14 protein-coding genes are annotated in these 13,180 nt (G+C 68.7%); 10 read left to right on the forward strand and 4 right to left on the reverse strand.

Translation table 11 applies throughout. The features are described 5' to 3' along the window. The coding region (locus tag VJS38_RS20040) for a SurA N-terminal domain-containing protein (protein WP_324089916.1) at positions 1-524 on the reverse strand (524 nt) is incomplete at its 3' end. Positions 525-648: 124 nt separating this feature from the next. Between VJS38_RS20040 and tpiA the strand changes: the two genes are divergently transcribed. Further along, positions 649-1,392: a triose-phosphate isomerase gene (gene tpiA, locus VJS38_RS20045; RefSeq protein WP_324089917.1), complete on the forward strand. Its 744-nt coding sequence runs from the start codon at positions 649-651 to the stop codon at positions 1,390-1,392. Positions 1,393-1,410: 18 nt separating this feature from the next. Here tpiA and VJS38_RS20050 read toward each other — a convergent pair whose 3' ends face one another. Further along, positions 1,411-2,025, reverse strand: coding sequence for a TetR/AcrR family transcriptional regulator (locus VJS38_RS20050; protein WP_324089918.1), 615 nt, complete (start codon positions 2,023-2,025; stop codon positions 1,411-1,413). Between the two features lie 104 nt (positions 2,026-2,129). Here VJS38_RS20050 and VJS38_RS20055 point away from each other — a divergent pair, with 104 nt between their 5' ends. Genes VJS38_RS20055 through VJS38_RS20065 form a run of 3 tightly spaced genes read left to right on the forward strand, consistent with a single transcriptional unit; the run spans position 2,130 to position 6,239 of the window. Beyond that, positions 2,130-3,539, forward strand: coding sequence for an efflux transporter outer membrane subunit (locus tag VJS38_RS20055; RefSeq protein ID WP_324089919.1), 1,410 nt, complete (start codon positions 2,130-2,132; stop codon positions 3,537-3,539). Between the two features lie 25 nt (positions 3,540-3,564). Further along, positions 3,565-4,710 (forward strand): HlyD family secretion protein, encoded by a 1,146-nt coding sequence (locus VJS38_RS20060; RefSeq protein ID WP_324089920.1) that lies wholly within the window; start codon positions 3,565-3,567, stop codon positions 4,708-4,710. Then, positions 4,707-6,239: a DHA2 family efflux MFS transporter permease subunit gene (locus tag VJS38_RS20065; protein WP_324089921.1), complete on the forward strand. Its 1,533-nt coding sequence runs from the start codon at positions 4,707-4,709 to the stop codon at positions 6,237-6,239. Before VJS38_RS20060 ends, VJS38_RS20065 begins: the two co-directional genes overlap by 4 nt. Here the strand turns inward: VJS38_RS20065 and VJS38_RS20070 are convergent. Further along, complete coding sequence (locus VJS38_RS20070; protein ID WP_324089922.1) at positions 6,236-6,652, reverse strand: VOC family protein; 417 nt, start codon at positions 6,650-6,652, stop codon at positions 6,236-6,238. The genes VJS38_RS20065 and VJS38_RS20070 overlap by 4 nt on opposite strands. 217 nt (positions 6,653-6,869) lie before the next feature. On the opposite strand from VJS38_RS20070, the gene secG reads away from it, so the two are divergent. The 3 genes from secG to rpmF all read left to right on the forward strand — a co-directional run bounded on the left by secG (position 6,870) and on the right by rpmF (position 9,357). After that, a complete protein-coding gene (secG, locus tag VJS38_RS20075) occupies positions 6,870-7,328 on the forward strand; it encodes a preprotein translocase subunit SecG (protein ID WP_324089923.1) in 459 nt (152 codons plus the stop codon). Positions 7,329-7,400: 72 nt separating this feature from the next. After that, positions 7,401-9,038 (forward strand): CTP synthase, encoded by a 1,638-nt coding sequence (locus VJS38_RS20080; RefSeq protein ID WP_324089924.1) that lies wholly within the window; start codon positions 7,401-7,403, stop codon positions 9,036-9,038. Positions 9,039-9,174: 136 nt separating this feature from the next. Continuing rightward, entirely contained in the window at positions 9,175-9,357 is a 183-nt protein-coding gene (gene rpmF, locus VJS38_RS20085) for a 50S ribosomal protein L32 (RefSeq protein ID WP_324089925.1), read from the forward strand. Between the two features lie 66 nt (positions 9,358-9,423). On the opposite strand, the gene VJS38_RS20090 is transcribed toward rpmF, so the two are convergent. After that, positions 9,424-9,957: a DUF992 domain-containing protein gene (locus VJS38_RS20090; protein ID WP_324089926.1), complete on the reverse strand. Its 534-nt coding sequence runs from the start codon at positions 9,955-9,957 to the stop codon at positions 9,424-9,426. A gap of 313 nt (positions 9,958-10,270) precedes the next feature. On the opposite strand from VJS38_RS20090, the gene eno reads away from it, so the two are divergent. The 3 genes from eno to pdhA all read left to right on the forward strand — a co-directional run. After that, positions 10,271-11,554 carry a phosphopyruvate hydratase gene (eno, locus tag VJS38_RS20095; RefSeq protein WP_324089927.1) on the forward strand — a complete coding sequence of 428 codons (1,284 nt, stop codon included), beginning with the start codon at positions 10,271-10,273 and terminating at the stop codon, positions 11,552-11,554. 225 nt (positions 11,555-11,779) lie between these two features. Next, positions 11,780-12,076, forward strand: a complete 297-nt coding sequence (locus VJS38_RS20100) for a septum formation initiator family protein (protein ID WP_324089928.1) — start codon at positions 11,780-11,782, stop codon at positions 12,074-12,076. 51 nt (positions 12,077-12,127) lie between these two features. Then, on the forward strand, positions 12,128-13,180 hold a 1,053-nt coding region (gene pdhA, locus VJS38_RS20105), incomplete at its 3' end, for a pyruvate dehydrogenase (acetyl-transferring) E1 component subunit alpha (RefSeq protein ID WP_324089929.1).

A 13,180-nucleotide genomic window follows, 5' to 3' on the forward strand; every position in this document is an offset into this window, starting at 1 on the left:
GGAACCTGCAAGGCGTTGCTGAGCGCGGTCACCGCATGCTGCTGGGCCATGGCGTCGCGCAGATTGCTCTCGAACCGGTCGGGCGTGAGGTCGTTCTGCGCCAGGAGCTGCTGATAAAGCTTCTTGTCGAAGCGACCGGTGACGCGATCGGAAAAGTCCGGAATCTTCGCGATCTGGTCGGCCACCAGCTTGTCCGACGGGCGGATGCCCATCCGCCGCAGCAGCTCGGCGAAGGATTCGCGCGTGGCCAGCCCCTGCAGCACCTGGCGGTCGAGACCGTTCTGGGCGGCGACTTCTGCGCTTACGGGCTGGCCCACTTGCTGCTCTGCGCGCTTGCGCATCTGTTCGAACTCGCGCCGGAACTCGATCGGCGAGATTTTCCGCGAGCCTGCGATGATCACCGAATTGCTGACGTTGTGACCGAAGACGTCGCGGATGCCGAACACGGCGAAGGCGACGATCAGTAGTCCGATCAGCACGGCGGCGACCCAGGACTTCGCGAAAACGCGGAAGGCGGCGAGCATGAAATCCCTTTCCCGGGCGCGACAGGCTCGCCGGTATAGTGGAGGCCCCTTGCGCGCCGCAAGCGCGTGACAGATCGCGCACCTTGGCTTAACCGCGCCCGATGAGAGAGGAAAGTGAGGCTCAATGAATTCTCCAACGCCGCTGATCGCCGGAAACTGGAAGATGAACGGGCTGGCCAGCTCGATCGCCGAGGCCAAGGCCGTGGCGCAGGGCGTGGGAGCGACGTCCGCGCGTGTGGCGATCTGCCCGCCGTCGATCCTCGTTCATCGGATGAGCGAGGCGCTCCAGGGCACGAAGGTGCTGGTCGGCGGCCAGGACGTGCATGCGGACGATTCCGGCGCCTTCACCGGCGACATCTCCGCCGAGATGCTGGCCGACGCCGGCGCGAAGCTGGTGATTCTCGGTCACTCGGAGCGCCGCGAAGCCTATCGGGAGAGTGACGAGCTGGTGGCCAGGAAGGTGCTGGCGGCGCTGCGCCACGGCCTTGAGCCGATCGTCTGCGTCGGCGAGACCATCGATCAACGCAAGGCTGGCGAGGCGCTCAAGGTGGTGACCGGGCAGGTGAGGGGCTCGCTGCCGCCGGAGCTGAACGGCAAGGCCTTCGCCGTGGCCTACGAGCCCATCTGGGCGATCGGCACGGGCCTGACCCCGAACAATCTGCAGATCGAAGAGGTGCACGGCGCCATCCGCACGACCCTCGCCGAGATGTTCGGGGAAGCGGCCCAGCGGGTTCCGATCCTCTATGGCGGCTCGGTGAAGCCCAGCAACGCCGCCGAGATCCTGCATGCGTGCGAGGTCGGCGGCGCCCTGGTCGGCGGCGCCTCGCTCAAGGCCGACGACTTCCTGGCGATCGTCCGGGCGGTCTGAGCCGCGGGCCTGAAGGGACTAGGGGGCGTAGGCGCGAAGGAAGGTGTCGACCGCTATCTCGGCCCGCGCCGTCCGTTCCTCCGGCGTCGGGTCCTCGATCATGCCCAAGAGGCGCAGGTTGTAGACGCCTGAGAGCGCCAGGTCCTTGAACTGGTGGGCGGCGAGCATCGGGTCTGCCCGGCGCAGCTCGCCGCGCTCCATCAGGTCCTGCAGCGCTTCCCCCATGCGGCCGACGCCGGCGCGGGGGCCGGCCTCGTAGAACAGCCGGGTGAGTTCGGGGAAGCGCTCGCCCTCGCCGACGACGACCCGATAGATGGCGATGGCCTCGGGCAAGAGCAGATGGTCGAGCAGATGGCGCGCCATCTGCACGAGGCGCCCGCGCAGGTCGCCCTCGGGCGGCATCGAATCGATGTCATGGCGGAGCTCCGAGCAGGAACGCCGGACGAAGGCGGCGAAGAGCTCCTCCTTCGATCTGAAGTAGTTGTAGAGCGTGCCCTTCGAGCCGCCGAGCCTGGCGGCGATGGTCGACATCGACGTCGAGCCGTAGCCGTCCGCCACGAAGCACTCGTATGCGACGTCGAGGATGGCGTCCCGGCGATCTTCCCGCCGCATCTCACGCGCTGGCGTGCTCATTCGTCTCCTGCCGATTTTGAACTTGACCGGACCACGATATCACGCCTAGTGCTGACCGTACAGTACGGTCAATTTTCGCCTCACGCCCCCCCAACAGAGGCTCGATGCACAAGTTCATCCTCCCCCTGGCCGCCGCGGGCGCCCTCAGCGCCTGCGCGGCCGTGCCGCGTCTGGGGCCCGAGCCCCAGGCCAAGCCGGCGCAGTCCTACGCCGCCGCGCAGAGCTTCCAGGCGCCGCAGGCGCCGTGGCCCGGGGACGGCTGGTGGCGGCGCTATAACGATCCGCAGCTGAACGCTCTCGTCGACGAGGCGTTGAAGGGCTCGCCCACGCTGGTCCAGGCCGAGGCGCGGGTGCGCAAGGCCCGGGCGCTGTCCGAACAGTCGCGCGCGGCGCTGCTGCCGCAGCTGTCGGCCAACGCCCAGGTCGCGGAGAACCGGCAGAGCTACAACATGGGCATTCCGCCGGAGTTCGTGCCCAAGGGCTACAACGACATCGGCCGGGGAACCGTGAACCTCGACTGGAACCTCGACCTGTTCGGCCGCAACCGCGCAGGCCTCGCAGCGGCGACCTCCGAGGCCGTGGCCGCGCAGATGGACCTGGCCGAGAGCCGGCTGATGCTCACCACCAGCGTGGTCTCGGCCTATGCCGACCTCGCCCGCCTGTTCGGCGAGCGCGAGGCCGCAGCCCAGTCGCTGGCCAACCGGCAGAATACGGCCAAGCTCGTCGCGCAGCGGGTCAAGGGCGGCTCCAGCAACGAGGGCGAGGCGCGCCAGGCCGAAGCCAACGCCGCCTCGGCGCAGCAGCAACTGACCAGCCTGGACGAGCAGATCGGCCTGGCGCGCAACCAGCTGGCGGCGCTGACGGGGCGGGGGCCGGACCGCGGGCTCGCCATCGCCCGACCCGCCGCCACGATCCCGGCCGGCTACGCCCTGCCGACCGACGTCGCCGTGGACCTGGTCGGCAGGCGGCCCGACGTCCAGGCGGCGCGCCGGCGAGCGGAGGCGGCCGCCGACCGGATCAAGGTGGCGCGGGCGGGCTTCTATCCGAACGTCAACCTGGCCGCCTACTTCGGCCGCGAGGCGCTGGGGCTGGACCTCTTGCGGTTCCCCACCTCGCAGATCGGCCAGGTCGGGGCGGCGCTCAGCCTGCCGATCTTCTCGGCCGGCCGCCTGGAGGGCGAGTATCGCGGGGTGCGCGCCGACTACGACGCCGCGGTGGCCGCTTACGACCAGACCCTGGTCCAGGCGCTGCAGGAGGTGGCCGACGCCGCGGTGAGCGCGCGTCTGCTGCAGACCCGGCTCGACCAGGCGCATGCGGCGCTCAGCGCCGCCGAGGACGCCTATCGCATCGCCGGCCTGCGCTACCAGGCCGGCCTCACCAACTATCTGTCGGTGCTGACGACCGAGGACGCGCTGATCATCCAGCGGCGCACCGTGGCCGACCTCGAAGCCCGCACCTTGACGGTCGACGCCGCGCTCGCCAGGGCGCTGGGCGGCGGCTTCCACACCTCCTGACCGCAGAGTCGGGCGAGGACACTCAATGACCCAAGCTTCCACCATCGAACGGCCCGCCGAGAAGACCGCCCAGGCGTCTTCGGACCGCAGAGCGCGGCGCAAGCAGCTCTTTGCGATCCTGGCGGCCGTTATCGCGGTGATCGCCGTGCTCTGGCTGCTCTACTGGCTGCTGATCGGTTCGCGCCACGTCTCGACCGACGACGCCTATGTCCAGGCGGACACCGCTCAGGTCACCGCGCTCGTCGCCGGGCCGCTGATCTCCGTGCCGGTGGGCGAGACCCAGCATGTCAAGAAGGGCGAGGTGGTCGCCGTGATCGATCCGGCCGACTATCGCCTGGCGCTCTCCAGGGCCCAGGCCCAGCTCGGCCAGGCCGAGCGGAAGGTGCGCGGCTACTTCGCCAACGTCGAGGCCGCGTCGGCGCAGACCGACGCCAGGAGCTCCGACCTGGCGCGCGCCGAGGCGCAGCTCGCCTCGGCCCAGTCGGACCTGGTCCGGGCGCAGACGGAGTATGATCGCCGCCACGCCCTGGCCGGCACCGGCGCGGTCTCCGCCGACGAGCTGACCGAGGTGCAGAACCAGCGTCAGACCACCGCGGCCGCGGTCTCCGCCGCCCAGGCCGCGCTCAAGCAGGCCAAGGCCAACATCAGCGTCGCCGGCGCCCAGCGCGACGCCGCCGCCGTGCTTGTGCAAGGCGCCGACGTAGCGACGAACCCCGAGGTTGCGGAGGCCGTGGCCCAGCGCAACCAGGCGCAGCTCGACCTCGACCGCACGGTGATCCGCGCTCCCGTCGACGGCATCGTCGCCAAGAAGGCGATCGAGATCGGCCAGCGCGTCGCCGCCGGGACCGAGCTGATGACGATCGTCCCGGTTCAGAGCGCCTACGTCGACGCCAACTTCAAGGAGGTCCAGCTGCGCAAGATCCGCGTCGGCTCGCCGGTCGTGCTGACCAGCGACCTCTACGGCGGGCGGGTGAAGTTCCACGGCAAGGTGATCGGGGTCGCCGGCGGCTCCGGCTCGGCCTTCGCCCTGATCCCGGCGCAGAACGCCACCGGCAACTGGATCAAGGTGGTCCAGCGGGTGCCCGTGCGGATCGCCCTCGACCCGCAGGAGCTGGAGAAGCATCCGCTGCGGGTCGGCCTGTCGATGAAGGCCGAGGTCGAAGTGCGATGAGCGGCGCCGGCCGCTCGGCCCAGCCGCTGGACGGCGCGGCGCTGATCGGCGCCGTGCTGGTCCTCGCCATGGCCAACTTCATGGTGGTGCTCGACACCACCATCGCCAACGTCTCGGTGCCGCACATCGCCGGCGGCCTGGCGGTCTCGCCCTCCCAGGGCACCTGGGTGATCACCTCCTACAGCGTCGCCGAGGCGATCACCGTCCCGCTGACCGGCTGGCTGGTGCAGCGGTTCGGCGGGGTGAAGGTGTTCCTCACCGCCATGCTCGGCTTCGGCCTCTTCTCCATGCTGTGCGGCCTGGCGCCGAGCTTCAGCATGCTGGTGGCCTTCCGGGTGATGCAGGGCCTCTGCGGCGGCCCGATCATGCCGACCTCCCAGACCCTGCTGCTGACCATCTTCCCGAAGGAGCGGAGCGGCCAGGCGCTGGGCATCTGGTCGATGACCGTGGTCGTGGGACCGATCGCAGGCCCTCTGCTCGGCGGCACGATCTCCGACACCATCGGCTGGAGCTGGATCTTCTTCATCAACATCCCGGTCGCGCTGGGCGTGGCCTTCGGCGCCCGGACCGTGCTTTGGGCGCACGATACGCCCACCCGGCGCGTGCCGGTCGACTACATGGGCCTGGGCCTGCTGGTCGTCTGGGTGGGCGCGCTGCAGATCATGCTCGACAAGGGCAAGGAGCTGGAGTGGTTCGCTTCGACCACCATCATCGTCCTGGCGATCGTCGCGGCGGTCGGCTTCCTGTCGTTCCTGATCTGGGAGCTGACCTCCGAGAACCCGATCGTCAATCTGAGGATCTTCCGCCACCGCGGCTTCGTGGCGGGGGTGATCACGCTCAGCGTGACCTACGGCACCTTCTTTGCGACCGTGGTGCTGATCCCGCTCTGGCTGCAGACGAGCATCGGCTACACCGCCACCTGGGCCGGCTACGCCAGCGCGTTCAACGGGGTGCTCGCCGTCGTAATGTCGCCGGTCGTCGCCAGGCTGATGAGCAAGGTCGACCTTCGGGCGCTGATTTCGTTCGGCATCACGGGCGTAAGCGTGATCGGCCTGGTGCGCTCGCACTTCACGACCGACATCACCTTCTGGGGCGTGGCGCTGACCTTCGTGGCGCAGGGCTTCTTCCTGCCGTTCTTCTTCGTGCCGACGACAGCCCTGACCTTGTCCGCGGTGCGGCCAGAGGAGACCGCCTCGGCGGCGGGCCTGTCGAACTTCATGCGGACCGTGGGGGCGGCCTTCGCCACCTCGATCATGACCACGGCGTGGGACAACATCGGTACGGAGAAGCGCAGCCAGATGGTCGGCCACCTCAACGACGTGGGTCAGACCGCGCGCTCACTGACGGCGCAGGGCTTCAGCCACGACCAGGCGATCGGGCAGATCAACCAGCTGGTGCAGGTCCAGTCGACGATGCTGGCGACCAACCAGCTGTTCCTGACCACGACGCTGCTTTTCCTGTTCGCCGCCTCGGTCGTCTGGTTCGCGCCAAAACCCAAGCGAGGTGGGTCGGCCGGCGGCGGCCACTAACTTTCCGGCGGCCCCTTCAGCTCCACCGTATTGCCCTCGGGATCGCGGACGTAGAGGGAGGGGCCGTCGCCGTCCGCGCCGTAACGGGAGCCGGAATCGGCCACCTCGACCCCGTGGGCGGCGAGATGGGCGCGGATCGCCGCCTCGTCGAACGGCCTGACGCCCAGGCACAAGTGGTCGAGGTTACGGCCTTCCTCGCCCGGCCCCGCGCCGCCGAGCTGGCCGAGCTTGCCGTCCAGGGTGACGAGGTCGATCAGGTTGCGGCCGGCGCGGATATGGGTGAGGCCGAGCTCGGGCCGGTCCCAGTCGACCGTGCAGCCCAGCACGCCGACATAGAAGCCGAGCATCCGCTCCTTGTCACGGATCCGCAGAACGATGTGGTCGAAGCCCTGGATGGCGATCGGATTGGTCATGCCCTTCTAACTGTGGTCGGCCGTGCTCAGAGCAAGAGGCCGGTCTCCCTCCCGCAGGATGTGGGCCGGCGGCACGGCTGGGGCTTGGATTCGAGCTTCATGGCTTGCGGGGAGGTTGCGACCACCTAGCTATGGCGCTGACCCGCGCGGGGTGATAGAGCGCGCGCTTCATTTCGGCGCGGCGTGTCCGTCCGATCGCATTGGATGCTGGCTTCGTATGCTGCTGAACCTTCTGCTCGTCCTCGAGATCATCGTCAGCCTGGCGCTGGTGGCGGTCGTGCTGCTGCAACGCTCCGAGGGCGGGGCGCTCGGCATGGGCGGCGGGCCGGGCGGCTTCATGACGGCGCGCGGCGCCGGCGACCTGCTCACCCGCACGACCTGGATCCTCGGCGCCCTCTTCTTCATCCTGGCGCTGACGCTGACCATCATCTCGGGCAAGCAGCGCGGCGCCTCCTCGGTCGTCGACCGGCTGAACATCGACGCGATCAATCCGAACACGCTCAACAAGAACCCGCCGCAGCCGCCGGCCGGGACCGCCCAGCCCGCCAATCCGAACGCGGCGCCCGCGCCGCTGCAGGCGCCGACGCCGACGGTCCATAACCCCTTCCTTGGCCAGGAGGCCCCGCAACCCGCGCCGGTCCAGCCCGCGGCGCCGGCTCCGGCCCCGGCGAAATAAGCCGTGGAGCAGAGCGCCCGAAGGCCGCGCGAGAGCGGCGAATCACGTCCAATTCCGCTAATCTGAACTTCCATGGCCCGGTACATTTTCATCACCGGCGGCGTGGTCTCTTCCCTTGGCAAAGGTCTCGCGTCCGCCGCTCTCGGCGCGCTTTTGCAGGCGCGAGGCTACAAGGTCCGCCTGCGCAAGCTCGACCCGTATCTGAACGTCGACCCGGGGACGATGAGCCCCTATCAGCACGGCGAGGTCTTCGTGACCGACGACGGCGCCGAGACCGACCTCAACCTTGGTCATTACGAGCGGTTCACCGGCGTCAACGCCACCCGCAACGACAACATCACCACCGGCCAGATCTACAAGACCATCATCGAGAAGGAGCGCCGGGGCGACTATCTTGGCGCCACCGTCCAGGTGATTCCGCACGTCACCGGCGAGATCAAGGACTTCGTCCTGTCCGATCCCGGCGAGGGCGTGGACTTCGTGCTGGTCGAGGTCGGCGGCACGGTGGGCGACATCGAGGGCCTGCCGTTCTTCGAGGCGATCCGCCAGCTGGGCCAGGAGCTTCCCCGCGGCCACGCCTGCTACATCCATCTGACGCTGCTGCCGTACATCAAGACGGCCGGCGAGATGAAGACCAAGCCGACCCAGCACTCGGTGAAGGAGCTGCGGTCCATCGGCATCCAGCCGGACATCCTCTTGTGCCGCGCGGAGTTTCCGATACCCGAGGGCGAGCGGCGCAAGATCGCCCAGTTCTGCAACGTTCGCCCCAGCGCCGTCATCCAGGCGCTGGACAGCGCCAACATCTATGCCGTGCCGCTCGACTACCATGCCCAGGGCCTCGACACCGAGGTGCTGGACGTCTTCGGGCTGCAGGACGCGCCGAAGCCCGATCTCTCGCGCTGGCGGAGCATCAGCCATACGCTGAGCCATCCGGACGGCGAGGTGAACATCGCCATCGTCGGCAAGTACACCGGCCTGACCGACGCCTATAAGTCGCTGGTCGAGGCGCTGATCCACGGCGGCGTGGCCAACAACGTGCGCGTGCGCTTCGACTGGATCGAGGGCGAGGCTTTCGAGAAGGACGAGGACCTGATCGGCGTGCGCTTGGCCTCCGTGCACGGCGTGCTGGTGCCGGGCGCCTTCGGCGAGCGCGGCTCGGAAGGGATGATCCGGGCGGTGCGCTTCGCCCGCGAGCACGGGATCCCGTACTTCGGCATCTGCTTCGGCATGCAGATGGCGATGATCGAGGCGGCGCGGAACCTGGCCGGCATCCAGCAGGCCTCGTCCACCGAGTTCGGTCCGACCTCGGAGCCGATCGTCGGCCTGATGACCGAATGGACCCGGGGCAACGCCAAGGAGCAGCGCTCGGAAGGCGGCGAGCTCGGCGGCACCATGCGCTGCGGCGCCTACGACGCCACCCTCATGGCCGGCTCGCGGGTGGCCGAGATCTACGGCGGCGAGGTCATCTCGGAGCGTCACCGCCACCGCTACGAGGTCAACATCCGCTACCGCGAGCGGATCGAGGCCACGGGCCTGAAGTTCACCGGCCTGTCGCCGGACGGCGTGCTGCCGGAGATCTGCGAGCGCCAGGACCATCCCTGGTTCGTCGGCGTCCAGTTCCATCCGGAGCTGAAGAGCCGCCCCTTCGACCCGCACCCGCTGTTCGCCAGTTTCATCGAGGCGGCGAAGGTCAGGAGCCGTTTGGTGTGACGCATCGCTTCGCGGTCTTTCCCTCCGCGTCAAGGCTGGGCGCTTGATCCGCATCGAGTCTTGATGCATAAGCCCCCGCTCACGTCGGCGGCCCGTTCGGCCGCCGTCCTCATTTCCACGCCTGCCGAGATTTCCAATGGCCGTTCCTAAGCGAAAAACCTCGCCGTCCCGGCGCAACATGCGCCGGTCGCACCACGCGCTGGGCCCGAACTCCTACGTCGAGGACAAGGAGACCGGCGAGTTGAAGCGGCCGCACCACGTCGACCTGAAGACCGGCATGTACAAGGGTCGCCAGGTCCTGACGCCGAAGGAAGACTAAGCTCCAAGGCCACACGCCAGGTCGTGCTTCGAACGCCGGTCGCCGCTCGCGACCGGCGTTTCGCGTTCAGGGGGTCTTCGCCGGGGGCGCGGTCTCTTGCTTCGCGGGGGCCTCGGCCCCGGCTTTGGGAGGCACGAACCTGAGCGTGAGACCGGCGATCCCGCCGGCGACGTTCAGTCCCGTCTTGCCCTGGATGCTGAGGGGCTGGAGGCCGATCTGGTTGCCCGAACCGCCGACGAGGGCGTTCGCGCCCAGGCCGACGCCGACGGCGGCGCCGGCGGTGACGCCGCCGTAGCGGCCGGCCAGCGCGCCCGGCTTGAGGTTGCCGGTGGGGGCGAACACGTTCCAGATGATCACGCCCGAGCGCTGATAGCCGATGTCGACGCCGAACCGGGTGATGTTGCCGTCATAGTCCTCGATGCGGCCGCGCCCGCTGAAGGCGCACTTCAAGGATCGGGATGATCCGAAGATGAGGCCCCATCCGCTGCTCACGTGGCAGGACAGCGTTCCGAGGTTCACGCCGCCGCCGGACGCGGCCTGGGCGGGGAGTCCGACGCCGAGTGCGGCGCACAGGGCCATGCACGAGAGAAGCTTCTTCATCGCTCGCTCCGGGGTTAGTGGCCCGTGCAACAAGCGCCTAAAGCTGTAGCAATCCCATCAGGCTTTACCCTTGAGCGCCCGCCGGCGAACGCCGGAGGCGATCTGCGGTGAGGTTCCGGATGCGCCGCTATTGCGAGCGGCCGTGGGCCTGCACGCCGGCCCGGCGGGACTCGATCATCTCGGGCGTGACCGCCAGGTTGTGGGCCCGCGCTGATGGCGCGCTGGCCGCTCCAGCTCGACCCTGACGCTTCCAGGGTTGTTTGCGCCTCGCCGGGTCGTTAAGCCTCGCCCGCCATCCCATGTGAGGACCCCGATGACCGAGATCGTCGACATCAACGCCCGCGAAATCCTGGACAGCCGCGGCAATCCGACCGTCGAGGTCGACGTGGTGCTGGAAGACGGCTCGATGGGCCGTGCGGCGGTCCCGTCGGGCGCCTCCACCGGCGCGCACGAAGCGGTCGAGAAGCGCGACGGCGACAAATCCCGCTACAACGGCAAGGGCGTGCGCCAGGCGGTCGATGCGGTGAACGGCGAGATCTACGATGCGCTGGCCGGCGTCGACGCCGAGGACCAGCGGCGGATCGACGACCTGCTGATCGAGCTCGACGGCACGCCGAACAAGAGCCGCCTGGGCGCCAACGCCATCCTCGGCGTGAGCCTCGCCACCGCCAAGGCCGCCGCCAGCTCCGCGGCGCTGCCGCTCTACAAGTACATCGGCGGGGTCTCGGCCCGGGTGCTGCCGGTGCCGATGATGAACATCATCAACGGCGGCGCCCACGCCGACAATCCGATCGACATCCAGGAATTCATGATCCTGCCGACCGGCGCGGCCACCTTCGCCGAGGGCCTGCGGATGGGCGCGGAGATCTTCCATGGCCTGAAGAAGGCGCTGCACGACGCCCACCACAACACCAACGTCGGCGACGAGGGCGGCTTCGCGCCGAACCTGAAGAGCGCCGAAGAGGCCCTGGCCTTCATCGTCAAGGCCGGCGAGGCGGTCGGCTACAAGGCCGGCGACGACTTCCTGCTGGGCCTCGACGTCGCCTCGACCGAGTTCTTCAAGGGCGGCAAGTACGTAATGGAAGGCGAGGGCAAGACGCTCGACGCCGGCGGCATGGTCGACTATCTGGCCGGTCTGGTCGCGAAGTTCCCGATCGTCACCATCGAGGACGGCTGCGCAGAGGACGACTTCGCCGGATGGAAGCTCCTGACCGAGCGTCTGGGCGCCAAGGTCCAACTCGTCGGCGACGACCTCTTCGTCACCAATCCCGCGCGCCTGGCGGAAGGCGTCGAGCAGGGCCTGGCCAACTCCATCCTGGTGAAGGTCAACCAGATCGGCAGCCTGTCGGAGACCCTCGACGCCGTCGACATGGCCCACCGCGCCGCCTACACCGCGGTGATGAGCCACCGCTCGGGCGAGACCGAGGATTCGACCATCGCCGACCTGGCGGTCGCCACCAACTGCGGCCAGATCAAGACCGGCTCGCTCGCCCGCTCGGACCGCACGGCCAAGTACAACCAGCTGCTGCGCATCGAGGAAGAGCTCGGCGATCAGGCCATCTACCTCGGCCGCAAGGCGCTGAAGGCGCGCGGCTGACTTTTCTTCGGGTGGCGTCCCCGGTTTCGCGAAGCGACGACCGGGATCGCTACGCGCCTGAGGCCGCGAGCGCCCGCGGCGCCGCGGGCATCTTTGCGGCGCTGTGTTTATGGATCCCGGACAGCCGCTGCGCGGCTTCCGGGATGACGCCGGGATATTGGCCGAGGTTAGCCCCGCCTTAACCACGCTGCGCGAGGTTGCAGCGGTCCTCGTCAGGGATTCGCCGTGCTCGCCCGCCTTCGCCCGTATCTGCCGACCGCCGCGCTGGCGTTCCTGATCTTCTACTTCGCCTTCCACGCCCTGACGGGCGACCAGGGCCTCTTGAGCTCCAGCCAGCGCAACGAGACCCTGACCGCCAAGACCCGCGAGCTCGCGGCCCTTCGCGCCCAGCGTCAGGATCTTGAAGTGCGAGCCAAGCTCTTGCGCGACGGGAGCCTGTCGGCCGACCTGCTGGAGGAAAGAGCGCGCTCCCTGCTAGGCTTCGCCGACCCAAGGGATTATGTGATCCGCATGAAGCCCTGAATCCCGTTTCGCGGGTTTCGGAGGCGTTTCTGGCGACGAGTGGAGAGACGCATGGCGCGTAGGCAGACCGGCGTAGCCGGTCGGCGGAAGGTGAATGGCGCTGCGACGCGGGATACCGCCGCCAAGCAGGCCGAGACCGCCGCGGGCAAGGAAGAGCTCCTCAAGCTGTATCGGGACATGCTGCTGATTCGGCGCTTCGAGGAGCGCGCGGGCCAGCTCTACGGGATGGGGCTCATCGGCGGCTTCTGCCACCTCTACATCGGCCAGGAGGCCGTCGCGGTGGGCGTGCAGTCGGTCAAGCAGCCTGGCGACCAGGTGATCACCGGCTACCGCGACCACGGCCACATGCTGGCCTGCGGCATGGACCCGCGCGAGGTGATGGCCGAGCTTACCGGCCGGGCCGGCGGCTCCTCCCGCGGCAAGGGCGGGTCGATGCACATGTTCTCGACCGAGGCCGACTTCTACGGTGGCCACGGCATCGTCGGCGCGCAGGTCCCGCTCGGCACGGGCCTGGCGTTCGCCAACCGCTACCGCGACAACGGCAAGGTCAGCTTCACCTACTTCGGCGACGGCGCCGCCAATCAGGGCCAGGTCTACGAGAGCTTCAACATGGCCGAGCTCTGGAGCCTGCCCGTGGTCTACATCATCGAAAACAACCAGTACGCCATGGGCACCGCCCTGCACCGGTCGTCCTCGGAGACCAACCTCTTCAAGCGCGGCGCCTCGTTCCGCATCCCGGGCGAGGAGGTCGACGGCATGGACGTGCTGGCGGTGCAGGCCGCCGCCGCCAAGGCGGCGGAGCACGCCCGCTCCGGCAAGGGGCCCTACATTCTCGAGATGAAGACCTATCGCTACCGCGGCCACTCGATGAGCGACCCGGCCAAGTACCGGACGCGCGAGGAGGTGGACGAGGTCCGCAAGACCCGCGACCCCATCGACCACATCGAGGACCTGCTGGAGAAGAACGGCTTGGCGGACGAGGCGGCGCTGAAGGCCATCGACGCCGAGGTGAAGAAGATCGTCGCCGACGCCGCCGAGTTCGCCCGCACCTCGCCCGAGCCGGAACCGTCCGAGCTGTACACCGACGTCTATACGGAGCTCTCC

Origin of the sequence: Phenylobacterium sp. (assembly GCF_035276905.1) — a bacterium.
GTDB lineage: Bacteria > Pseudomonadota > Alphaproteobacteria > Caulobacterales > Caulobacteraceae > Phenylobacterium.

Excerpts from the sequence above, each read along its gene's own strand:
- tpiA (WP_324089917.1), top strand. The coding sequence starts at position 649 with ATGAATTCTCCAACGCCGCTGATCGCCGGAAACTGGAAGATGAACGGG.
- VJS38_RS20050 (WP_324089918.1), bottom strand. The coding sequence starts at position 2,025 with ATGAGCACGCCAGCGCGTGAGATGCGGCGGGAAGATCGCCGGGACGCC.
- VJS38_RS20055 (WP_324089919.1), top strand. The coding sequence starts at position 2,130 with ATGCACAAGTTCATCCTCCCCCTGGCCGCCGCGGGCGCCCTCAGCGCC.
- VJS38_RS20060 (WP_324089920.1), top strand. The coding sequence starts at position 3,565 with ATGACCCAAGCTTCCACCATCGAACGGCCCGCCGAGAAGACCGCCCAG.
- VJS38_RS20065 (WP_324089921.1), top strand. The coding sequence starts at position 4,707 with ATGAGCGGCGCCGGCCGCTCGGCCCAGCCGCTGGACGGCGCGGCGCTG.
- VJS38_RS20070 (WP_324089922.1), bottom strand. The coding sequence starts at position 6,652 with ATGACCAATCCGATCGCCATCCAGGGCTTCGACCACATCGTTCTGCGG.
- secG (WP_324089923.1), top strand. The coding sequence starts at position 6,870 with ATGCTGCTGAACCTTCTGCTCGTCCTCGAGATCATCGTCAGCCTGGCG.
- VJS38_RS20080 (WP_324089924.1), top strand. The coding sequence starts at position 7,401 with ATGGCCCGGTACATTTTCATCACCGGCGGCGTGGTCTCTTCCCTTGGC.
- rpmF (WP_324089925.1), top strand. The coding sequence starts at position 9,175 with ATGGCCGTTCCTAAGCGAAAAACCTCGCCGTCCCGGCGCAACATGCGC.
- VJS38_RS20090 (WP_324089926.1), bottom strand. The coding sequence starts at position 9,957 with ATGAAGAAGCTTCTCTCGTGCATGGCCCTGTGCGCCGCACTCGGCGTC.
- eno (WP_324089927.1), top strand. The coding sequence starts at position 10,271 with ATGACCGAGATCGTCGACATCAACGCCCGCGAAATCCTGGACAGCCGC.